Source organism: Achromobacter kerstersii, assembly GCF_902859595.1.
GTDB lineage: Bacteria > Pseudomonadota > Gammaproteobacteria > Burkholderiales > Burkholderiaceae_B > Achromobacter > Achromobacter kerstersii.
In genome coordinates, this window is sequence record NZ_CADIJQ010000009.1 from 82,358 (window position 1) to 103,671 (window position 21,314).

Sequence of the window (21,314 nt, forward strand, 5' to 3'; positions counted from 1 at the left end):
GGCCGACATGCACCCGAACCGCATGATCGTTCCCCAACTTCTCACCGCGATGTGCGCGGCCGCGCTGATGGCGGGCTGCGCCAACTTGGACGCGCCCACCAACCAGGCGATGGCCGAACAGGCCATGGAGGGCAAGGCAGTGCCTGAACACTGGGTCGCCAGCGCCAGGGTGGCGGCCTTTGATCCGGCATGGGCGGGATTTCCCGAACATGGAACCTTGCAAGCGTTGATTGATGAAGCACTGGCCAATAACCTGGACCTTCGTGTCGCGGCCAGCCGGGTGCAACAGGCGGCGCAGCAGGCCAGGCTGGCGGGCGCGGACCTGCTGCCCACGGTTGGCTTCGGGGCGCGCACGGCGACCGACCCCACGCCGGGCAGCGCATTTTCCGCCAATGGCTACGCCATCCTGATCAACTGGGAAATCGATTTATGGGGCAGGGCGCGCGCAGAGAAACGCGCGGGTGAGGCCGGATACCGGTCTACCGAAGCCGATTACGCATACGCGCGCCAGTCCATCGGCGCATTGACCGCCAAGAGTTGGCTTGCTGCGTTAGAGGCCACCGGCCAATTGGCGCTGGCGCAGGAACTTGAAAGCACGACCGGCGAACAGCTTGAACTGGTGCAATACCGTCGCCGCATTGGCAAGGTCAGCGAACTGGACGTGGCTTATTGGGCGCAGCAGCGCGAAGCCGCGGCAGATGTCGTGGCGCAACGGGAACAGGCGCGCATGCAGGCGCTGCGTGCGCTGGAGTTATTGCTGGGCCGCTACCCAGAAGGGGCCGCGCAAGCGAACGAAGCCATCCCCGACACCCCGCCGCCGCTTGCGCCCGGGCTGCCCTTGGACTTGCTGGACCGCAGGCCTGACCTGATTGCGGCGCGCGAGCGGATGGTGTCCGCGTACTTCGGCGCCGAAGAAGCCAAGGCCGCGCGCCTGCCCGCGATTTCCATCTTTGCGGGAGCGGGCCGTTTCACGAAAGATTACTCGGGGCTGGCCACCAGCATGCAGAGCTGGGTCTACCCGGTGGGCGCATCGTTGATCTGGCCGTTGTTTGATGCCGGCCGCCGCCAGATCACGCTGGAACTGCGTACCGAGCAGCAGCGCGAAGCGCTGGCGTCCTATGCACGCGCCATCCTCACGGCCATGGGCGAAGTGGAAAACGGATTGACGGGCGAGCAGCAACTGGCGCTGCGCGAGCGCGCGATTCAACGCCAGTATTCCGAAAGCACCCGCGCGCTGGAGCTGGCAGAGGTGCAGCGTCAGATTGGCCAGTTCGACACCTTCGATGTCTTGCAGCGCAAGCGCGATGTGTTGCGCGTGAAAGGCGACCTGTTGCATGTGCGCGCCGAACGGCTGGTTCAGCGCGTGAATCTGCATTTGGCGCTGGGCGGAAAGTTCAGTGTTGTCGATGTCCCTTCAGAGTAACGGGCCAGACGTACCGCAGATGGGGTATGGCCCGCCAAATTTTCAACGGCTAGATTCCGTTGAATAAGGAGAAGACCATGGATTGGTTCGTCGCTACGCTCAAGGCCTATCCCGAAATCGCGATCTTCCTGGCGCTCGGGATTGGCTATTGGATCGGAGGAAAGAGCTTCAAGGGATTCAGTCTTGGGGCGGTGACGGCAACGCTGCTGGTTGCGATTGTCATTGGCATCCTGGGCGTGAAGATTTCGCCGAACGTGAAGTCGGTTTTCTTCCTGATGTTCCTGTTTGCGGTGGGCTATGGCGTGGGTCCGCAGTTTGTGCGCGGCATCGCCAAAGACGGGCTGCCACAAGCGATTTTTGCCGTGATCATGGCGCTGTTCTCGCTGGGCGCGGCCGCAGTTGCCGCTGTCCTCGCGGGATATGACCTGGGTTCGGCCGCCGGTTTGTTTGCCGGGTCCCAGACCATTTCGGCGTCGATGGGGCTGGCGACTGACGCCATCAACCGCTTGGGCAAGTCGCCGGAAGAAGCGCAGGCGCTGCTGGATGCGATGCCTATTGCCTATGCCGTGACGTACATCTTCGGCACGGTGGGGTCGGCCATCATTCTGGCGCAGATCGGCCCCAAGCTGTTGGGCATTGATCTGGTTGCGGCCTGCAAGGAATACGAGCAGATGCTGGGCGCGGGAAGCGGCGCAGAAGGCGAAACGCAGTGGCATGACTTCGAGGTGCGTGCGTATTCCGTGGCGCCCGAGAGCCCGTTCATCGGCCGTGCGGTCGGCGACATCGAAGCGGGTACGCAGGATGGCGTGCGGGCCTTTGTTGAACGCATCCGCCGCGACGGCAAGATCATCGAAGCGGATCGGACCACGCTGATCCAGGCCGGAGACATTGTCGCCATCGGCGGCAAGCGCGATCAGCTGATTGCCCGGCTGGGTCCAAGCGGCCGCGAAGTGCAAGACGCCGAGCTGCTGGATATCAAGACCGAAGGCGTGGATATCTATATCTCGAACAAGAAGGTGGACGGCAAGCGGCTGGAAGAGCTGGCGCGCTGGCCCGGTGCGCGTGGCGTATTTCTGAAGCGCATACGCCGTGGCCCGACCGAGACCGTGATCCCTGTGTTGCCGAAGACGCAGCTGTTCCGTGGCGACGTCATCACGGTGGTGGGGCGCACGCAGGACATCAACACTACCGCCAAGGAAATCGGATATGTGGACCGGCCCACCACCGTAACCGATGTGGCGTTCATGTCGCTGGCCATCACAGTCGGCGCGCTGATCGGCGCCGCGGTGATCAATGTCAGGGGCATCCCGATCACCCTCTCAACGGCAGGCGGCGCGTTGATCGCCGGTATTGTGTTCGGCTGGTTCCGCGCGATTCGGCCTACCTTCGGCCGCATCCCTGAACCCACGCTCTGGTTCATGAATTCCGTGGGCCTGAATGTCTTCATCGCCGTGGTGGGCATTTCAGCCGGGCCGGGGTTTGTGGCCGGCTTGCAGAAGCTGGGGATCAGCCTGTTCCTGTGGGGCATTTTCGCAACCGCCGTCCCGCTGGTCCTGGGCATGTTCCTTGCCAAATTCGTTTTCAAATTTCATCCGGCGCTGATCCTTGGGATTTGCGCGGGCGCTCGCACCACGACCGCGGCGCTGGGCATGGTGTGCGAAGCCGCCAAGAGCCAGGTGCCCGGCTTGGGATATACGGTCACGTATGCCGTCGGCAATACCCTGCTGACCATATGGGGCATGGTCATCATCATGATTCTTGCTTAGGAGAGCACCATGACCCGTGACACAAATACTCCGCAGCATCTGGACCATCTGTTTTCGAATTCCGCCGCCCGGGCTGACCGGTGGCGCGACATGAATGCCAAGGCGCAGGCCTGGGCCGCCGCGGAACGAAGCGGCAAGCGCCATTCGGGCGGCGAGGCCGTGCAGCAGGCGTTGGCGGAATTGCGCGCGCTGGAAAGCTACTTCGCTTATCCCGGCGCGCACTTGCTGCACGCGCTGGACGACCGTTTGGCCGAAGGCGATGCGATAGGCGTGGCGCGCCTGGTGCTTCGCATGAGCGGCGCCTTGCTCTCTGGCAGCTACCGTTACGACAACAGCGAATGGGAAGTGGCTGACGAGACCTCTACCGATGTCCCCGACCGCCTGCCGCCCGGCTTGGGCGCGGGCGCACAGCGGCGGCCGTATTTCGAAACCCTGTTCGTGAACGCGATGTCTCCTGCACGTTCGGCGGCCATTTGCCAAGAGATCCGGCAACTGCGCCGGGCCGAAGATGGCCTGGTCTACGAACCCGTGCTGGTCGGCACCTTCGAAGACGCGGTACTGGCGACCATTCTTAACGGCAAGATCGAGGCGGTTGTCATCTATGACGGCGTGCCCTTTGGCTCCAAGCACGACACCCCGGTGCTGCGCGACTTCCTGACGGTGTATCAGCACATGGAGCCCTCTGCGGGCGAGACCCAAGAGGCGGGCCTCAAGCTGGCCCGTTTCATCGCCAACATCCGGCCGGAACTGGATGTCTATCTGCTGACCGACCGCAACGTCGAGCAGCTGGCGGGCGACCCGGCAGCGTCAGCGATCCGCCGCGTGTTCTATGAAGCTGAAGAACCCATGGAGGTCCACCTCAACATCCTGGAAGGCGTGCGCGACCGGCAGTCGACCCCGCACTTCGACAATCTCAAGCTCTATGCCTCGCGGCCGATCAGCACGTTTCACGCGCTGCCGATTGCGCGCGGCAAGTCCATCATCAAGTCGAACTGGATACGCGACTTCGGCGAGTTCTATGGCTTGAATCTGTTCCTGGCGGAAACGTCGGCCACGACAGGCGGGCTGGACAGCATGCTGGAGCCCACGGGCAACATCAAGCTTGCGCAAGAAAAGTTCGCGCGCGCAGTCGGTGCGGACCACGTTTTTTTCGTGACCAACGGCACGTCCACCTCGAACAAGATGGTCTACCAGGCCGTGACCAAGCCGGGCGACATCGTCATCGTCGACCGCAACTGCCATAAGTCTCACCACTACGGCATGGTGCTGTCCGGCGCGCAGCCGCTCTACGTTGAAGCGTTTCCGATGACGGAATATTCGATGTACGGCGCGGTGCCGCTGGCCACCATCAAGCGGGCGTTATTGGATCTCAAAGCGGAAGGGCGGCTCGACAAGGTGTCGATGATCACGCTGACCAACTGCACGTTCGATGGCCATATCTACAACACGCGCCGCGTCATGGCGGAATGCCTGGCCATCAAGCCAGACCTGATTTTTCTTTGGGACGAAGCCTGGTTCGGCTTTGCCCGGTGGTCACCGTTCCTGCGTCCCAGAACGGCCATGGGCGCGGCCGCCGCGCTTGAGCAATGGCGTGACGACCCAGCCGCCATGGAGGAATGGAACGCCCAGGTCAAGGAACTGGGCGAAGACCTGGACCCGAAAGACCCGCGCGTGATGGAACGGCAATTGGTGCCGAACCCGCAAACCATGCGCATCCGTGTCTATGAAACGGACTCCGTTCACAAGTCCATGTCGAGCCTGCGGCAAGGGTCGATTGTGGCTGTGCGCGATGAAGACTACGACCATCACATCTCGGCGTTTCACGAAGCCGTCTTCATTCACGCATCGACCTCGCCGAACGCGCAGATCATCGCTTCGCTGGATGTCGCTCGGCGCCAGATGGAGCTCGAAGGGTACGAGCTGGTCATGCGCGCGATTGAAGTCGCGTTGGCCATACGCCGCGAAGTGGCCAAGCATCCGCTGATCTCGAAGTACTTCAGCGTGCTGGGAGCCGACAAGATGATCCCGGAGGCGTATCGCGGCTCGGGCTTTTCTGACTACATGCAGCCGGGCATGACCTGGCTGACCGCCGTGAAGGCGTTGAAGGACGACGAGTTCTGCCTGGACCCCACCCGGTTGACGCTGGTGTGCGGTACGGCGGGATTCGACGGCACCACCTTCAAGAACCTGCTGGCCTCCAAGTACAACATCCAGCTGAACAAGACCTCGCGCAATAGCGCGCTGTTGCAAAGCAATATCAACAACACGCGCAGCGACGTGGCCGCGTTGATCAAGGTGCTGTTGGAGATCTCCCAAGATATTGAGGCCCGGCTCAAGTCCGAAGGGGAGGAAGGGCGAATGGCGTTCGCCGCCAAGGTCAAGAGCTTGATGGAAGACGTGCCCAGCCTGCCCAACTTCAGCAGCTTTCACGATGGTTACCGCGACAATCCCGCCAGCACCACGTCGGAAGGCAATATGCGCACCGCCTTCTTCGCGGCCTACAACGAGGACGAGTGCGAGTACCTGCCCTTGACCAGCCCCAAGCTGGACGAACGCCTGGCGAATGGCCCGGAACTGGTATCGGCAAACTTTGTGATCCCGTATCCGCCCGGCTTTCCCATCATGGTGCCTGGCCAGATCATCGATGCCGGCACCATCGAATTCATGCGCAAGCTGGATGTGAAGGAAATCCACGGCTATCAGGCGGCGCGCGGGATCAAGCTGATTCAGCCATCTGCAATAGGGAAGAAGGGGGGCACGAAGTAGGTCTACGCCGGGGTTGGCCGCGCCGCCGCATTGCGACGGGGGCGCGGCCCGGGCGTTCGTGACGTGCGCGCTATTGGCAAAGTCGTGTGGCCACCGTCGTCACGATGGTTCCGTCGGGCAACTCGTAGTTGCCATCCCCGCGCCATGACACCAACTGCCCATCCTGAAGGCAGCAAAAGTAGTGGGGATCTGCCGGCTGGTCGGGTTCGGAGCGGCAGTACCGGTTGATGCGGTAAGTCGTCCCGTCCTCTGCGGCCGCCACGACTTCCATGACCCGCTTGGTTTGCGCATTCATCATGACCGCCTCCATACGATTTGGGTTGTCGCGTTTATTGGGTCACGCATACAAGGAGAGGTCAATACGCGTTGCAGCATGGGAACCGGGGGCGCATCGGCCCCGTTCCCTGGTCTGGAATGTGCCCGGCGCTACCCCGGCCGGCGGGGCGTGATCAGCCGGATCTCGTCGATGGTGCTGGCATAGTTTGCGCCTGACAGCTGCACCACCGCTACGTCGTTACCGGCGCGCCGGTCGAGCCATTGCGCCTGCGTGCCCGGCGTCTGCTTGCGCAACTGGATGTCGTAGCCAGCGGCGGCGTTGTCGTAGGGCAGCCGGACGTCAATCCACCCATCGCCCAGCAAACGGTTGACCGTGCGGCGGCTATCACCGATCTTCAGGCCCACGATGCTGCCCTTGAATGGTGCACGCACGGTAATGGAGGCCACTTGGCCAACCGGGCTGAACAGCAGTTCGATGCCGCGCTCGGGAAGGTCAAGTCGGTAATAGCCCGAACTGGCCGCGGCCACCGGCTCGCTCTGGGTGCCAAGCGCCGTCTGCACCTGGCTGATCGTATCGCCCAGCCATATCCCCAAGCCGTTGGTGACCAGCGCATCCTTGCCTGCCGGCGCGGGCTTGTCGCCGAAACGTTCGCGGTAGGCGGCGGTTTGCAGGGCCAGATTGGCGCGGTCGCGCAGCACGTCGTCGGCCAGCCAGTTCGACATGAAGTCGCGCACCTGCGGGCTATTGCAATCAAAGCGCTCCGTCGCATTGCGCGCGGCCAGCTGCTGGGCCTTGTTGACATAGGTCTTGTCGTCGTCGGTCAGCAGCGCGGGGGCTGCGTCCAGCACGAAGCGTTTGCCAGGGTTGTTGCACGCCTCGGCATACAGGTTGAAGAGCGTGCCGTTAGCGTGGATGCGTGCGAGCGACGTGGCGATGTCATCGCGCAGCAGAACTTGGTCCACGCTTGCCGCACGCTGCTGGGTGCGGGCGTGCATCGCTTTATCGAGCTCAGCCGCCAGCGCCTGCGCGCGCGGTTCAGAGGGGCCAAGAAGCTTGGCCTGCCACTGTGCGATCGATTGGCCGACATTGACGTGATAGAACCCTGCGGTTTGCCCGATCTGAAAGACGCAGAGCAGGCCCGCCAACACCGCCAGCACAGTGCGTGGCCACCAGCGCGGCGCTTCACCGTAAGCGCCATCCTGCTTCAGCATCTTCACGGCCATGACAAGCCCCGCAATGGCCAGAATCAAGCCCAGCACATTGAAGCTGGAGTCCTGCACCAGCTTGCCATTCACGGTGGTCGTCTGGGACGTTCCCAAGAATAACCAGAAGGGCAGCAAGCCCAAGATCATTGCGGCGACCGGACGCCGCAGTCGATGCCATAGGCTGGGTGTGTTCAGACTCATCTTGCAGGGTCTCCCTGTCTTCGTTGCGAGGACAGGCATTATTAACCAGTTTGGATATGGGGTTTCCTACGATTTGTTCGCGGCCGCGTTGCCGTTTGATGGGCGCTTTTGTGATGGCGCAGTCACAGCAGGAAGAGGGCGGTTCCGGCAACGAGGGTCGGCGCCAATGCCGCCACGAATAGTCCTCCCATACTGATTGCTCCATTTTCAAAGCCGCCACGCAGCAGCGCCGCGCCCGCAGGGTTGGGCGCATTGGCAATTACCGTCAACCCGCCGCCGGCCACTGCGCCAGCGACCAACATGTATTTGGCGTCGTCGGAAATGCCGCTGATCAACGATCCCAGGTAGGTCAGCGCAGCGTTGTCGGTGATCGCGGTCAGGCCCAGCGCGCCCAGAAACAGCATGGCGGGCTCCAGGCTGGAGACGAGCGGCTGCAACCACCATTGCTGCATCCCGCCCAGCACCACCAGCCCTGCCAGGAAGAACCCCACTAGCAACGCTTCTTTGATGATCAGGCGGCTTTGGGACGCCGCATACGCCTGGGTGTAGCCCAGGAAAAACAGGAACAGCCCAAGAAAGATGACGGGATGATGGGCAAAGAAGACGATCCCCGCCAAGAACAGAAGGTGGATCGCAATTGCCACTGCCGACACGGGCGCGTTCTGGCGCGCCCCGGCCATCACATCGGCGCTGCGCACGTGCGCTTTCAGGCAGTACGTGACCACGGTGGCGTTGATCAACACGGCAAGCGCGGCCTTCCATCCGAAATGGGCAAACATGAACGCGCTGTCCCAGCCCCAGGTGGACGCCACCATCAGCACAGGCGGGGCGGCATAAGAGGTGAGGGTGCCGCCAATCGAGATGTTGACGAACAGCACGCCCAGCGCGGCATACTTGAGCCGCTCCGGCATCCCTTGGTGGAATACCTGGGGGCCGAGCATCAGGGCGGCGATCGTCATCGCGGCGGGTTCGGTGATCAAGGAGCCGGCCAGGGGCACCAGGCAAAGGCTCAGCCAGACCTTGGCGGTTGTCGTGGCGACCGGTATCCAGCGCGCAATAACGTTCACCACGCGCATCACCGCAGTCAACACGGGCAAGGATGCCGCCACGACCATGACCGCAAAGACAAACAACGGTTCGGTGTAATTGCGGGACTCGGCGTAGGCCAACGCCTGTTCACCCGTGCCCGCAAATGCCATCACGATGATCAGCACCGCCGCCCAGAAGCCGAACACAACTTCAACTTCTCCCAATAGATGCCATAACCCGGCGTGGCGCTTGCTGCGGTGCGCCAGGCGTAGAAACAGGGATGCGGAAAAAGTGTGTAGCAGCGCAATGGCGAATAGGCCGGCGGACAGCCCGTTGATCAATGTCATGTCGAAGATTCCTGCCTGGTGATGAAGGGTTTTCGGCTGGCTGCGCGCCCGCGCGACGTCATGCGCGCACGACGTCGATCCATACCCGTGAACGGACAACGCTTTGCACCAGCTCGAACATGTGGTGCGGGCGTGCGGCCGGCACCACCACGCGGCTGAGCAGGCGGGTCAGGTCGACGCGCAAGGTGGGGCGCCGGGCGCGCGTTTGCACGCGTGGCCAGGTCTGCGGCCCGCGCGCCGACGCAGACAGCCGGACGCCGTGCATATCGGGCGCTGAAGGAAGCGAATCACCGGACACGGCGGCCGCGCTGTCCAGGCGCACCAGCGTGTCTTCTGCCGGCAATACCGCTTCCCGCAGGGCGTCTGTCGTCGAGTAGATATAGACCGCGTGATCTTCATCCCGCTCAGCCGAGGATGGCGGCGCTTCTCCGCCCTCGGCAAGCCGCCAATCCTGCGTTCCAATCAGCTCCGTCAACGGCGCGGGCGACAGGCCGGCTGATGGCGGGTCCAGCCGCAATACGCTGAACTCCAGCAATTCCATCAGTTCTATGAACGCAAGCCTGCGTGTCAGGCCGACGCAATCGGTGGCGTTGAACACCGGGTTGGGAACGATTTCGGAACCGTCGCTCATAGCGATGACATCTCCCCGCTCAGCATGGAAAAAAGCCCGCGGCCGCTCGTGGAGGAGCGGTCGCGGGCGCGGACACGAATTACTGCGTTTGGGTTTGCGCTTGCAGCGCCGCACGGACTTTCCGGCGAGCCTTGACTGTGGAGTAGGCGAGCCAGACGGCCAGCGCAAGAATCGCGTAGATGAAGGCGGCGCTGATCGGACGGCTGATGAAGATTCCCATATCGCCACGCGACAAGAGCAGCGCGCGCCGGAAGTTCTCTTCAACCATCGGTCCCAGCACGAAGCCCAACAACAACGGCGCGGGCGAGAATCGCAACTTCAGGAACAGGTAGCCGACGATGCCCAGAATCAACACCAGAACCACGTCGAACAAGCTGTTGTTGGTGCTGTAGACGCCCACGCAGACGAAGAACAGCGCCGACGGGAACAGGTACTTGTAGGGCACGCGCAGCAGCTTGGCCCACATGCCGATCAGCGGCAGGTTCAAGACCACGAGCAGCGCGTTGCCGATCCAGAAGCTGGCGATCAGCCCCCAGAATATGTCGGCATGTTCCGTGACCATTTGCGGGCCGGGCTGGATGCCATGGATGATCAATGCGCCAAGCATCAGCGCCATCACGGAGTCGCCGGGAATACCCAGGCTCATCGTGGGGATGAAGCTGGTCTGCGCCGCCGAGTTGTTGGCCGACTCGGGACCCGCCACGCCTTCGATCGCGCCATTGCCAAAGCGGCCCGGCGTCTTCGATACGCGTTTCTCCACGGCGTACGACATGAATGACGCAATGGTCGCGCCCGTGCCAGGCAGGATGCCAAGCAGCGAACCGATGGCGCTGCCGCGCGCAATCGGTGCAATCGACTTCTTGATGTCGCCGGGTTCGGGCTTGACCGACATGCGCTTGGAGCCCGTGTTGACCACCGTCGCCTTGCCAATCCGGTTGACGTTGGCAAAGAAGTCCGCCAACCCGAACAGGCCCATGGCCAGCGCAACAAGCTGCACACCGTCGCTAAGCTCGATCACACCGAACGCGTAGCGGATCGTACCGGTGTTGACGTCCGTGCCGACCACGCCCAGCAGCAGGCCCAAAAAGACCATCGCCACGCCCTTGATCGCCGAGCCCTTGGCCAGGGTGGCGCCCGCAAACAGCCCCAGCATCATCATTGAGAAATACTCGGCGGGACCGAACTTGAAGGCGACCTCCACAAGAATCGGCGAGAACAGGATCATGATCAGAATCCCAATGCACGCGCCGATGAAAGACGACATCACCAGCATGAACAGCGCCGAACCTGACTTGCCTTGTTTGGCGAGCGGATTGCCGTCCAGGCAGGTCACCGCGTGAGACGGCGTACCGGGCAGGTTCAACAGAATGCAGGTGATCCCGCCGCCATACTGCGCGCCATAGTAAATGCCCGCCAGCATCATCAATGCCGCGGTGGGCGTCATGGCGTACGTCAGCGGCAACAGAATGGAAATGGCCGCCAGGACACCCATGCCCGGCAAGACGCCGATCAGGTTGCCCATGAACACGCCGAAGAACGACCAGCCCAGGTTCTCCCATTGGAAGGCAACGGAAAAACCATGCATTACGTTAGATAGCAGTTCCATGGCTCAACCCCAGCGAAACATCGGAAACTGAAGCTGCAAGCCCCAGGAGAAGACAATGGCGCCGAACAGCGTCATGGCGGCGGCCAGCAGCGCGGCCGAGCGCCACGTGTTGGAGGTATCGCCCATTGCCGAGATGAACACCAGCGCAAAGGTGGCCGGCAGGAATCCCGCAAAATTTCCCACCAGAATGAATGCGCCGATGCCCGCCGCAATGCATGCCATGCCGCGCAGGCGTTGCGCGCGCGTGGGTTGCGGAGCGCCGTCTGCGTCGCTTTCCTGGGTCTCCAGCACTTCGTCCGGGTCAGGGCTCAGCGGAATCAGAAGTCCCAGCGCCACCAGAAAGCCGCCGATCAGCATCGGGAAGTATCCCGGCCCCATGCGAGCCAGTTCACCGACGGCGTAGGTGTTCGCCTCCATGATGGTCAATGCCCCACAAAGCGCAATGAGCGCGCCTCCCCATAAATCGCGTTTCACTGTCAGTATCTTGCCGCGCATGTTTCCCCTCTCTGGAGTCAGTTTTGTTTTTGGGCCCGCTACAGGCCAACTCGGAAAAGAGCAGGCACTGTAGGGTTGCGCGCTTGCATTCTGCTTTCATGATTTGGCGTGTGGCGCACCGCTAGGCGCCGCTTCTGGACAGGCATCGCGGTGGCGTGTTCAGGAAAGTGAACGTGTTCGAATAGCATGTTCACAAACGTGAACATCGAGCCTTCAAGCGCAAGGCGTCACAGCGCGGCGGGAGCTTGTTGGCACGAAAATTGCCGGGCCAGGTGCTGTTTTCCAAGCGTTGCATTTTTCTGCCACAGAGAGGGCCGCGCAGGGCAGGCATAATTCCGTTCTCTTTTGAATTTCTGCCCGACATGCTCAAACGCCTTGGCCGCCTGCCGTTGACTGTCAGAATCCCGATGGGCGTAGCAGTCCTCTTCTTCGGGGTGTCGACCGTATTGATTTCGCTGTCGCTGCATGGCTTGTCGCGCCAGTTCGAGCGTCAGGTGGCGGATCTGGGGCAGGTCTATCTGGACGGGCTTTCCGCGGCGATTCTGCCTGCGGTGCGCGCGGGCAACACCGTGCAAATGTTGGATGTCCTGAATCGCGCGCTGGACACGCATGTGGGGATTGTCGACCGCACACTCGCGATCATCGGACCTGACAAACGTCCTATCGCTCACGTTGCGCGATATCCGGAAGTCGAAGATATTCCGCTGAATGCGCAACTGGCGCTCAACCACAGCGGGACGTATTTGAATGAGATGGCGCAAGGCGTCTGGACGTGGCGCCTGCTGGACGAGTCCCAGCCATCAATGGGGACCGTCGTCGCCAATCTCGACGTCAGCGATTTCATTTCGCAGCGCCGAACGCTGGCCATCGAACTCGTGCTGGTGGGCCTGGGGGTCAGCCTGGCTGGCGCGGGCCTGAGCTTTCTGCTGGCGCGCCGGCTCCAGCGGCCCATCATCCAGCTCACGCAGCAGTTGCGTGCGGCGCGGCGGCGCGAACCGCAGCCCGTCGATATCCCGGCTGGCGCGACGGGCGACACCGAAGTCGCCGACTTGCTCGATGCCTACAACTGGATGGTGCAAAGCGTACAAGAGCGGGAAGCGTTGGCTCGCCGGCAAGACCGCCTGGAACGGGCCGCGCTGTTGGGCCGGATGTCGGCTGCCCTGGCGCATGAAGTCCGCAATCCGTTGGGCGGCATGCTCACGGCGCTGCAAACGCTGCGCCAGTTTGGTCACCAGGAGCAGGCCAGGCATGACGCCATTGATTTTGTCGAGCGCGGTGTCGCGGCCCTGCGTTCTGTGGTGGACGCCAGCCTCAAGACGTTTCGAGCGGATGGGCACTCATCGCCACTGCGTCAGGAAGACATCGACGATGTGCAATTGCTGATTCGTTCCGAAGCCCGGCGCAAGAACGTCAGCCTGGCGTTCCGAAATGATTGGCCGTCGGCCGAGCTGCCGTTGCCCAGCGTGCCTGTGCGCCAGATATTGCTGAACCTGGTTCTTAACGCGATTGCTGCATCGCCGTCGGGCGGGGCCGTACACGTCACCAGCGCAAGCCATGGAGAGCGCCTGCAAGTGCAAATACAAGACCAGGGCCACGGCATGCCGGATGCGGCCATGGCGGTATTGATGCAATCGGGCGAGGACCCCTCCGGGGGAATTGGTCTGGGGATTGTGCGCGATCTGGTCCAAGGCCTGGGCGGTTCCATTGCCGTGCAAGACGTGCCGGGTCCCGGTACGTTGATTATCGTGAGCTTGCCGTTTGCAGCAGCAGGGAAGAAAGACAAATGAGCTATGTGGATGTACTGCTGATTGAAGACGACCGCGTGCTGGGGGGCGCACTGCGCCAACGGTTGGGCCTGGAAGGGATCTCGGTGAACTGGGTGGAGAACTGCGCGCAAGCGGTCGAGGCGTTTCGCCGGACCCGTCTGCGCCCTGCGTTTCTGCTTGCCGATATCCGCCTGCCAGATGGGTCCGGAGAAGACCTTTACCGCCGCATCATTCCCTATGTTGCCCGCACGACCATCGTGTTCGCCACCGCCTATGGAGACTTGTCGCAAGCGGTGCGGCTGGTGGCCGCGGGCGCAACGGACTACCTGACCAAGCCCTACGATGTTGACGCGCTGATCCCTCGCATACGTGCGGCGATCACCGCCTTCAACGATGCCGATGCGGTCAGGCGAACGCCGGAAAATCCATTTCTGATCAGTGGTGAGACGAGCCGCATCGCCTTGGAGGTTCAACGCTTGGCGTCACAGACCCTGACGGTATTTCTGCAAGGCGAAACGGGCGTTGGGAAAGAGTTGACCGCGCAATACCTGCACGCGAATTCAGCGCTGGCCACCGGCCCATTTGTTGCCGTTAACTGCGCAAGCCTGACCGAAGACCTGGCTGGCAGCCTGTTGTTCGGCCATGTGCGCGGCGCATTTTCGGGCGCGCGGGAAAGCCGCCGGGGGCTGATCGATCAGGCGGCCGGCGGCACGCTCTTTCTGGACGGGGTCGATGAACTGGGCGTCAAGGCGCAGGCGTTGCTGCTGCGCGTGCTGGAAGACAAGCAGTTCCAGCCATTGGGCGACGCTACGCCGCAGCAAGCCAGCTGCCGGTTCATGGCCAGCAGCAATATCGATCTTCAGGCCGCAGTCGCCAACAAGGCGTTCCGGGCGGATCTCTTCTATCGGTTGGAAGCGGGGCATCTGCGCTTGCCGCCACTGCGAGAGCGGTGGCAGGACATCCTGCCCTTGGCGCACCGGTTCTTGCAGGAGTGGTGCGCAGCAGAGTCCGGGCAGCCCGCCAAGCGCTTGTCGGATGACGCGCAAACGGCACTGCAAGCCCACGAATGGCCAGGCAATATCCGGGAATTGAAGAATCGCGTGGTGCGTGCGGCGGTGTTGGCGGACAGGGCCATGATCGAAGAGCAGGATCTATTTCCCGAAGGGGGGCTCAACGCAAGAGGTGTTCCCGATCTGGGCGCAGTACGCGCCGAGGCGGAACTGCGGTCAATAGAGCAAGCGATCGCGGTATCCGGCGGCCAGCTGGGCCTTGCCGCAAAAAAGCTGGGAATCTCGCGCACAACGCTTTGGAAGCGGTTGCGAAATCGGCCGATTGATTGACGACGCGGCGCTTGCATTGTTGCTGACGATGGTCAGCACCTTGAGCAGAGCCTGCCTACTCACCCCGCCGCAACGTGACTTGCAGCCCGGGTCCCAGCTCGCTGCTGGCATCGCGCATGGCGAAGTGGATGCTCATGCCGTGGTGATGGGCGATGCGGCGAGCGATCGACACGCCCAGCCCGCTGCCGGCTTCTTCATTGCCCGGGGCGCGGACAAATCGGCCGCCCAGCCGGGGCAGGACCTCGGGCGCAATGCCCGAGCCCTGGTCGTCGATGATGATGCGTGATGAAGAGAACGTCAGCCGCACAAGCGAATGCCGCGGGCCATAACGAATGGCGTTGTCCAGAATGTTCTTCAGCATGATGGTCAGCGCATTTTCGTCACCCGCCATTGGCAGCGGCAGGATGCCCGCATCCGGCCATTCCACGGCGATGTCCACGTCGCGCCGATCCGCGATCCACAGGCAATCTCCCACCGCCTGTTCCGCGACGGCGCGCCAATCCACGGAGCCGCCAAAGTCGGCATGGTTGGCGCTGTCCAGCTGGGCCATGGTCAACAACTGCGACACCAGCCGGTCCAGTCTTTCCATCCCGCGAGTGACGCTCGTCTGCGCCTGCAATCGTTCAGCGGGATCTGCGGTGCGTTGCACCACGTCCCATTGCGCCCGCACCGCCGCCAACGGCGTACGCAGTTCGTGTGCGGCATCGGCTGTCAGCCGCCGCTCTTGTTCGATCAGCGTGCCCACGCGCGCGAGCAAACCGTTCATGGCATTGAGCAGGCCCTTCAGTTCGCCTGGCACGTCGGCGCTAGGCAAGGGGGTGGCGTCATCGGGGCTGCGTTGCTCTAACTGCATCGATAGATCACGCACGGGCCGCATCGCCCGGCGAACGGCGAAGATCAGCAAAGCGATCAGCACCGGCAGCCCGATCAGCCAGGGCAGAATCTGGCCCGCGATGTAGGCCACCACCAGGTCGTTGCGTTCGCCGATGCGCTGTCCCACTGCGACGCGGGTCTGGCCGTCGGGATCGCTCAGGTAGACCAGCCGCCACGGCTCGCCGCTGACGACGCTATCGAAGAACCCCGTCCGACTTCCTTCACGCGGGAATTGCAATGCTTCGGGATCAAGCACCAGCGGAGCATCAGAGCCGCGCCAGATGGCGACAGAGAGATCACCCAGCCCAGCATCACCCGAATCCGTCGAAGCCGGCGTCTGTGCGGGCATGGGCCGCAGGGGGGCGGAGGGCGGGATCAACGAAGAGATGGCAAGCGTTTGCTGCGCCAGCCGCAGCATGTCGGTGTCGTAGAGCTCGTTGATTTCGTGCGCGGCGCGCCAGTAGGTGCCGGCGATTGTGATGAGCCATGCGAAGGGGGCCGCCAGCAGCACGGCGATGATAAGCCTGCGTTGCAGTGTCATGACTCGGCGTCCACTTGGCCCAGTGCATAGCCCGAACCCCGCACGGTGCGCACAATCTTGGGATGAATCTTCTTGCGCAAGTGATGCACGAACACCTCGAGCGCATTGCTTTCCAGTTCGGAGTCCCAGTCGTAGAGTTTGTCGCGGATGAAGTCGCGGGTAAGGACGCGGTTCGGATGGGTCAGAAATAGTTCAAGCAGCAGCGCTTCCCGCGTTGTCAGATCCACCTTTTGACCCTTCCAGTGCACTTCGTGCAGGGCCGGGTGGTAGTCCAGATTGCCATGGCGCCATACCGGTTCGGGCTTGCCCGCAACGCGTCGCGTTACCGCGCGCAAGCGTGCGGCAAGTTCGTCCAGCGTGATGGGTTTGATCAGGTAGTCGTCGGCGCCGGCGTCCAGCCCCGCGATGCGGCTTTCCACGGCTTCGCGCGCCGTCAGGATGACGACAGGCAAGGTGTGGCCCGCGCGGCGCCACCGAGTGAGCAGCGACACGCCGTCTTCGCCCGGCAACCCAAGGTCCAGCACCACGGCATCGTAGTGCACGACGCCCATGGCCTGGTCGCCTTCGCGGCTGCTTGAAAACCAGTCGACCGCGTAACCCAGCAGGCGCAGGCCGGATTTCAGGCCATCACCGATCAGCGGGTCGTCTTCAATGATGAGGATTCTCATTTATTGCCTTCGCGCCGTGTACGGCTGAGATTACCACCGCAGGACGGTTAATTTCTCATTAAGGTTGGCTGCCTAAGCTGCGCACCAAGTGTCGATAAACCGACGCCACATCGACCGGATGCCAGTATGCCGCAAACCAAGTTTTCATCTTCGCCCACGCAGCGCGCTATCGCTGCACAGTCAGGGGCCATGCCCCGCACGCTGCATATCCATCCCGTGGACGACCCGATGCGCGGCCGCGTGGAATCCTACATCCACCAACGCTATCAACAACGATTCGGCGCGACGCTGAAAGAGTGGTTGCCCACGCTGGTAAGCGTGCAGGAGAACGGGGAAATCCTGGCGGCGGCGGGCTATCGGGGCGCGGACGATCTGTTGTTTCTTGAGCGCTACCTTGCCGCGCCGATCGAACAGTATCTGCGCGATCAGAACGCGCCCGTGGCGCGCCGCCTGATTGTCGAGGCCGGCCAGTTCGCGGCGGCCAGGCCGGGGGGCGGGCGAGTGCTCGTGCCGCTGCTTGCCCGCCACCTGCACCAGCAAGGCTTCGACTGGGCGGTCAGCACCCTTACCAGCGAGCTGCACCATCTGTTCGCCAGAATGGGGTTGGCGCACCAGGCGATTTCGGCGGCGACCTCGGATCACCTGAACGAGCAGGAACGCAGAGACTGGGGCGACTACTACGCCCATGCGCCTCACGTCTTTGCAGGCCGTCTGCACACCATCCTTGAACACTTTCCGGAGCAAGAAGCATGAACGCTGCCGACTTCATTTCGCTATTGCGAGACCCGAGCCGCGCTGGCCGCCTTGCGCTACAGACCCCAAGGGAATCATTGGATTACGAAGCGCTGCTTGGCCGGGTGCAAGTGCGCGCGGAGCTGCTTGCGGCGCATCGGGCACACGTCACCGCGTCGCTGATGGACAACGGCGCCGACTGGATCATTCATGACCTGGCGTGCTTGCAGGCGGGCGTGGTGCATGTGCCGTTGCCCTTGTTCTTTACCCCTGGCCAATGGCGCGAAACGCTGGACGCGGCGGGCGCGAATACCGTGGTGGGCCCGTCGTCGATTCAACCCATGCTGCATGCGTTCGGCTTCGAATTGGCCGATAGCCTGCCCGACCGGCTAGCGCTGTTCCGGCGTCCCCACACGGGGGCGTCCTTGCCCAGCCGGACGGCGAAGATTACGTTCACGTCCGGCTCGACGGGCAGCCCCAAGGGCGTGTGCCTGGGCGCCGCCGAAATGCTGGCGGTGGCGGCGAGCCTTGCGGAAGCTACCCGGCCGCTTGGAATACGCCGCCACCTGACCGCGTTGCCGCTTCCCGTCTTGCTGGAAAACATTGCGGGCGTCTATTCGCCTTTGATGGAAGGGGCCGCGATTGTGACGCGTCCTTTGATCGAGACCGGGTTGCAGGGCTCATCGCGTTTTGATCCGGCCATCTTTCATGCGGCGCTGACGGGCGCCGCCGCACAAAGCGTCATTGTTCTGCCGCAGATGCTGCGCGCGTACACCGGCTTTCTGCGAGCCACGGTCACCAGCGCGCCGCCCGAACTGCGCTTGATGGCGGTCGGCGGCGCCGCGGTGGGGGTGGACTTGCTGGCAAGCGCCCGGGCGCAAGGGCTGCCCGCCTACGAAGGCTACGGGCTGTCCGAGGCCTGCTCGGTGCAAACCTTGAATTTGCCCGGCGCCGATTGCCCGGGTTCGGCGGGCTACCCCTTGCCACATGCCCGCTTGCGCGTGACGGCCGACGGCGAAATCGAGGTGGCCGGCACCCATGCGCTGGGCTATCTGGGCGAGCAGGCCGCGCCCCGGCAGTGGCTGCCCACCGGCGATTTGGGGCGGCTGGACGAAGCGGGGTTCCTGCACATCCACGGACGCAAGAAGAATCTGCTGATCACCGGCTTCGGGCGCAACGTGTCGCCCGAATGGATCGAGCTGCGCTTGGCGAACCAGTCCGCTATCGCCCAGGCCGTGGTGCTGGGTGAGGGCCAGCCCGAGCTGGGCGCGGTGATTTGGCCGCTGGGCGATGTGGGTGACGACGCCATCCGCGCCGGTATCGACCGCGCCAACCACACCCTTCCTGACTATGCGCGGATCGGCCCGTGGATGCGCGGGCGAGCCGAGTTCAGCGCGGCAAGCGGCATGGCGACCGCCAACGGCCGTCCGCGCCGAAGCGCTGTCGCAGACCTGCACGCCGATCTGTTTTCGCGGAAATCCGCACAACCTCTGGTGTAAACCGTCATGACCTTTTTCGACAAACTGCTTATCGATACCCGTGCAAGCCGGGAGTCGCTGGTGACGACTCCGATCATCCAGGACTGCTTGCATGGCACCGTCGCGTTGCCTGCCTACATTGCCTTCCTGCGCGAGGCCTATCACCACGTCAGCCATACCGTGCCGCTGTTGCACGCCTGCCGTGCCCGCATGCCGGCCAGGTTGAATTGGATGCTGGCGCCCATCGACGAATACATCGAAGAGGAAACCGGGCACGACGCCTGGATTCTGAACGATCTGCGGGCGCTTGGGCAGGACGCCGACGAGGTCCGGCTTGCCGGACCTGGCCCGCAGACCGAGGTGATGGTGGCCTATGCCTATGACATGATCGCGCGCAAGAATCCGGTGGGATTTTTCGGGATGGTGCACGTTCTGGAAGGCACCAGCGTCGCGTTGGCGTTGAATGCTGCGGATCAGATTCAGCAGAAGCTGGCGCTGCCGGCGTCCGCTTTCAGCTATCTGCGTTCGCATGGCACGCTGGACCAGGAACACACCGCGCACTTCGCCCTGCTGATGAATCGGCTGGACGATGCGGGGGATCAGGCCGCAGTGATCCACGCCGCCAACATGTTCTACGGCCTGTACGGCGCAATTTTCCGCGCATTGCCCCGTGCGCAGACGCAAACGGAGGCCGCATGAGCCCGCGCGATGCCTCCATCGTGTTGACCGGGGCCGCGGGCGGCCTGGGCAGCGCGATTGCTCGGCAGCTCTTTGCCGAAGGCGCACGTTTGCTGTTGATCGGACGCACGGCGGGGCCGCTGCTGAGTCTGGCGCAGTCGCTCAGCGCGGGCGCGCAAGACCGCAATCGCGTTGATGCCCTGGTGGTGGACGTGACGACGGATCACGGCCGCGCGGCCATCATCGACGCCGCTGCGGCCAGAGGCGCGAATGTGCTGATCAATAACGCGGCCGTGGCGGCGTTCGGGCCCGCAGAGGACGTGCAGAGCGACGACGCCCGGCGCGTGATGGAAACGAATGTCGTGGCGCCCATGATGCTGACGGCGGGGATGCTGCCGCTACTGCGCAGCCGCCCGCGCGCTCAGGTGCTGAATATCGGATCGACGCTGGGCAGCTTGGGCGTACCCGGGTTCTCTGTGTACGGCGCAAGCAAAGCCGCGCTTCGGATTTACACCGAGTCGCTGCGCCGCGAACTGGCGGACTCTACCGTCCGGGTGCAGTACTACGCGCCGCGCGCGATTGACACGCCATTCAATTCCCCGCAGGTCCAGGCATTCAACCACGCAACTGGTTCCGCCAGCGACACCCCGGAGGTGATTGCGGTTCGCGTGTCGCACATGCTGCAACGCGAATCGCGCCAGGGTTTTGCAGGCGGCGTCGAGGCGATTGCCGCGCGCTTGAATGGCTTGTGTCCCGAATGGCTTGATGGCGCGTTTGCAAAACATCGCCGCGCGCTGATGTCTTTGAAATTCCCTCCAGGAGCCTCTTCATGATTACCCGACTTTCCTTGTTCAAAGCGGCCGCCGCCATGCTGGCGGGCGCGTCAATGTCCCTATCAGCCTTTGCCGCGTCGGCCCCCGACGATCTTGATCAGGGCATACGCGCTCTTCAGAATGACTGGGCGGTGATCCAGTACCAGACGCCGGCCAACCAGCGCGAAACCCGTTTCGAGGCGCTGTCGCAGCAGGCGCATGCGCTCACGGAGCGCTTTGCCGCCAAGGCGGAACCACACATCTGGGAGGGGATCATCCTGAGCTCGTGGGCGGGCGCCAAAGGCGGGCTGGGCGCGTTGGGTTTGGCCAAGCAGGCCAAAGCGGAATACGAAACGGCCATCCAGATCGATAGCAAGGCGCTGGGCGGGTCCGCCCTGAACAGCCTGGGCGTCCTGTACTACAAGGTGCCCGGCTGGCCGGTGGGATTTGGCGACAACAAAAAAGCGGAAGCGCTGTTGCAGCAGGCCTTGGCGATAAACCCCGATGGGATCGACGCCAACTACTTTTATGCCGACTACCTGATCTATCGGAATCGAAAGCCCGAGGCCATTCCTTACCTTGAGAAAGCGCTGAAGGCGCCGCCGCGGCCCGGCCGCGACGTGGCCGATGCTGGCCGCAAGCAGGAGGCGCGGGCGTTGCTGGAGAGCGTGCGATAGCGC

Annotated in this window: 18 protein-coding genes; 10 read left to right on the top strand and 8 right to left on the bottom strand. The window is 63.1% G+C overall.

Annotation, left to right across the window (positions count from 1 at the left end):
- Window positions 1-7: 7 nt before the first annotated feature.
- The 3 genes from HV765_RS23245 to HV765_RS23255 all read left to right on the top strand — a co-directional run bounded on the left by HV765_RS23245 (window position 8) and on the right by HV765_RS23255 (window position 5,955).
- Window positions 8-1,423 carry a TolC family protein gene (locus HV765_RS23245; RefSeq protein WP_175171106.1) on the top strand — a complete coding sequence of 472 codons (1,416 nt, stop codon included), beginning with the start codon at window positions 8-10 and terminating at the stop codon, window positions 1,421-1,423.
- A gap of 77 nt (window positions 1,424-1,500) precedes the next feature.
- Complete coding sequence (aspT, locus tag HV765_RS23250; RefSeq protein WP_175171107.1) at window positions 1,501-3,189, top strand: aspartate-alanine antiporter; 1,689 nt, start codon at window positions 1,501-1,503, stop codon at window positions 3,187-3,189.
- A 9-nt stretch (window positions 3,190-3,198) separates the two neighbouring features.
- Window positions 3,199-5,955, top strand: coding sequence for an aminotransferase class I/II-fold pyridoxal phosphate-dependent enzyme (locus tag HV765_RS23255; RefSeq protein ID WP_175171108.1), 2,757 nt, complete (start codon window positions 3,199-3,201; stop codon window positions 5,953-5,955).
- A 70-nt stretch (window positions 5,956-6,025) separates the two neighbouring features.
- Here HV765_RS23255 and HV765_RS23260 read toward each other — a convergent pair whose 3' ends face one another.
- From HV765_RS23260 to HV765_RS23285, 6 genes are all read right to left on the bottom strand, one after another.
- Window positions 6,026-6,253, bottom strand: a complete 228-nt coding sequence (locus HV765_RS23260) for a hypothetical protein (RefSeq protein ID WP_156336987.1) — start codon at window positions 6,251-6,253, stop codon at window positions 6,026-6,028.
- Between the two features lie 128 nt (window positions 6,254-6,381).
- Complete coding sequence (locus HV765_RS23265; protein WP_175171109.1) at window positions 6,382-7,638, bottom strand: hypothetical protein; 1,257 nt, start codon at window positions 7,636-7,638, stop codon at window positions 6,382-6,384.
- 122 nt (window positions 7,639-7,760) lie between these two features.
- On the bottom strand, window positions 7,761-9,014 hold the full coding sequence (locus HV765_RS23270) for a putative Na+/H+ antiporter (RefSeq protein ID WP_175171110.1): 1,254 nt from the start codon (window positions 9,012-9,014) through the stop codon (window positions 7,761-7,763).
- 58 nt (window positions 9,015-9,072) lie between these two features.
- The gene (locus HV765_RS23275; protein ID WP_175171111.1) at window positions 9,073-9,645 is read right to left on the bottom strand and encodes a hypothetical protein; all 573 of its coding nucleotides are present in this window, start codon (window positions 9,643-9,645) and stop codon (window positions 9,073-9,075) included.
- Window positions 9,646-9,724: 79 nt separating this feature from the next.
- Window positions 9,725-11,251: a tripartite tricarboxylate transporter permease gene (locus tag HV765_RS23280; protein WP_175171112.1), complete on the bottom strand. Its 1,527-nt coding sequence runs from the start codon at window positions 11,249-11,251 to the stop codon at window positions 9,725-9,727.
- A gap of 3 nt (window positions 11,252-11,254) precedes the next feature.
- Complete coding sequence (locus HV765_RS23285) at window positions 11,255-11,746, bottom strand: tripartite tricarboxylate transporter TctB family protein (protein ID WP_175171113.1); 492 nt, start codon at window positions 11,744-11,746, stop codon at window positions 11,255-11,257.
- A gap of 407 nt (window positions 11,747-12,153) precedes the next feature.
- Between HV765_RS23285 and HV765_RS23290 the strand changes: the two genes are divergently transcribed.
- The gene (locus tag HV765_RS23290) at window positions 12,154-13,533 is read left to right on the top strand and encodes a sensor histidine kinase (RefSeq protein WP_254600693.1); all 1,380 of its coding nucleotides are present in this window, start codon (window positions 12,154-12,156) and stop codon (window positions 13,531-13,533) included.
- Window positions 13,530-14,852, top strand: a complete 1,323-nt coding sequence (locus tag HV765_RS23295; protein WP_175171114.1) for a sigma-54-dependent transcriptional regulator — start codon at window positions 13,530-13,532, stop codon at window positions 14,850-14,852. Before HV765_RS23290 ends, HV765_RS23295 begins: the two co-directional genes overlap by 4 nt.
- 55 nt (window positions 14,853-14,907) lie before the next feature.
- Here HV765_RS23295 and HV765_RS23300 read toward each other — a convergent pair whose 3' ends face one another.
- Both HV765_RS23300 and HV765_RS23305 read right to left on the bottom strand, forming a co-directional pair.
- Window positions 14,908-16,266, bottom strand: a complete 1,359-nt coding sequence (locus HV765_RS23300; protein ID WP_175171115.1) for an ATP-binding protein — start codon at window positions 16,264-16,266, stop codon at window positions 14,908-14,910.
- Window positions 16,263-16,934, bottom strand: coding sequence for a response regulator (locus HV765_RS23305; RefSeq protein ID WP_175171116.1), 672 nt, complete (start codon window positions 16,932-16,934; stop codon window positions 16,263-16,265). Before HV765_RS23305 ends, HV765_RS23300 begins: the two co-directional genes overlap by 4 nt.
- A gap of 189 nt (window positions 16,935-17,123) precedes the next feature.
- Here HV765_RS23305 and HV765_RS23310 point away from each other — a divergent pair, with 189 nt between their 5' ends.
- Genes HV765_RS23310 through HV765_RS23330 form a run of 5 tightly spaced genes read left to right on the top strand, consistent with a single transcriptional unit; the run spans window position 17,124 to window position 21,311 of the window.
- Window positions 17,124-17,687 carry a thermostable hemolysin gene (locus tag HV765_RS23310; protein WP_254600694.1) on the top strand — a complete coding sequence of 188 codons (564 nt, stop codon included), beginning with the start codon at window positions 17,124-17,126 and terminating at the stop codon, window positions 17,685-17,687.
- Window positions 17,684-19,165, top strand: a complete 1,482-nt coding sequence (locus tag HV765_RS23315; RefSeq protein WP_175171117.1) for an AMP-binding protein — start codon at window positions 17,684-17,686, stop codon at window positions 19,163-19,165. Before HV765_RS23310 ends, HV765_RS23315 begins: the two co-directional genes overlap by 4 nt.
- A 6-nt stretch (window positions 19,166-19,171) precedes the next feature.
- Complete coding sequence (locus HV765_RS23320; RefSeq protein WP_175171118.1) at window positions 19,172-19,843, top strand: iron-containing redox enzyme family protein; 672 nt, start codon at window positions 19,172-19,174, stop codon at window positions 19,841-19,843.
- A complete protein-coding gene (locus tag HV765_RS23325) occupies window positions 19,840-20,655 on the top strand; it encodes an SDR family oxidoreductase (protein WP_175171119.1) in 816 nt (271 codons plus the stop codon). Before HV765_RS23320 ends, HV765_RS23325 begins: the two co-directional genes overlap by 4 nt.
- Window positions 20,652-21,311: a tetratricopeptide repeat protein gene (locus tag HV765_RS23330; protein WP_175171120.1), complete on the top strand. Its 660-nt coding sequence runs from the start codon at window positions 20,652-20,654 to the stop codon at window positions 21,309-21,311. Before HV765_RS23325 ends, HV765_RS23330 begins: the two co-directional genes overlap by 4 nt.
- Window positions 21,312-21,314: the final 3 nt, after the last annotated feature.

Excerpts from the sequence above, each read along its gene's own strand:
- HV765_RS23285 (WP_175171113.1), bottom strand. The coding sequence starts at position 11,746 with ATGCGCGGCAAGATACTGACAGTGAAACGCGATTTATGGGGAGGCGCG.
- HV765_RS23310 (WP_254600694.1), top strand. The coding sequence starts at position 17,124 with ATGCCCCGCACGCTGCATATCCATCCCGTGGACGACCCGATGCGCGGC.
- HV765_RS23270 (WP_175171110.1), bottom strand. The coding sequence starts at position 9,014 with ATGACATTGATCAACGGGCTGTCCGCCGGCCTATTCGCCATTGCGCTG.
- HV765_RS23325 (WP_175171119.1), top strand. The coding sequence starts at position 19,840 with ATGAGCCCGCGCGATGCCTCCATCGTGTTGACCGGGGCCGCGGGCGGC.
- HV765_RS23300 (WP_175171115.1), bottom strand. The coding sequence starts at position 16,266 with ATGACACTGCAACGCAGGCTTATCATCGCCGTGCTGCTGGCGGCCCCC.
- HV765_RS23260 (WP_156336987.1), bottom strand. The coding sequence starts at position 6,253 with ATGATGAATGCGCAAACCAAGCGGGTCATGGAAGTCGTGGCGGCCGCA.
- HV765_RS23255 (WP_175171108.1), top strand. The coding sequence starts at position 3,199 with ATGACCCGTGACACAAATACTCCGCAGCATCTGGACCATCTGTTTTCG.
- HV765_RS23315 (WP_175171117.1), top strand. The coding sequence starts at position 17,684 with ATGAACGCTGCCGACTTCATTTCGCTATTGCGAGACCCGAGCCGCGCT.
- HV765_RS23320 (WP_175171118.1), top strand. The coding sequence starts at position 19,172 with ATGACCTTTTTCGACAAACTGCTTATCGATACCCGTGCAAGCCGGGAG.
- HV765_RS23330 (WP_175171120.1), top strand. The coding sequence starts at position 20,652 with ATGATTACCCGACTTTCCTTGTTCAAAGCGGCCGCCGCCATGCTGGCG.
- HV765_RS23290 (WP_254600693.1), top strand. The coding sequence starts at position 12,154 with ATGGGCGTAGCAGTCCTCTTCTTCGGGGTGTCGACCGTATTGATTTCG.
- HV765_RS23275 (WP_175171111.1), bottom strand. The coding sequence starts at position 9,645 with ATGAGCGACGGTTCCGAAATCGTTCCCAACCCGGTGTTCAACGCCACC.
- HV765_RS23295 (WP_175171114.1), top strand. The coding sequence starts at position 13,530 with ATGAGCTATGTGGATGTACTGCTGATTGAAGACGACCGCGTGCTGGGG.
- HV765_RS23305 (WP_175171116.1), bottom strand. The coding sequence starts at position 16,934 with ATGAGAATCCTCATCATTGAAGACGACCCGCTGATCGGTGATGGCCTG.
- HV765_RS23265 (WP_175171109.1), bottom strand. The coding sequence starts at position 7,638 with ATGAGTCTGAACACACCCAGCCTATGGCATCGACTGCGGCGTCCGGTC.
- HV765_RS23245 (WP_175171106.1), top strand. The coding sequence starts at position 8 with ATGCACCCGAACCGCATGATCGTTCCCCAACTTCTCACCGCGATGTGC.
- aspT (WP_175171107.1), top strand. The coding sequence starts at position 1,501 with ATGGATTGGTTCGTCGCTACGCTCAAGGCCTATCCCGAAATCGCGATC.
- HV765_RS23280 (WP_175171112.1), bottom strand. The coding sequence starts at position 11,251 with ATGGAACTGCTATCTAACGTAATGCATGGTTTTTCCGTTGCCTTCCAA.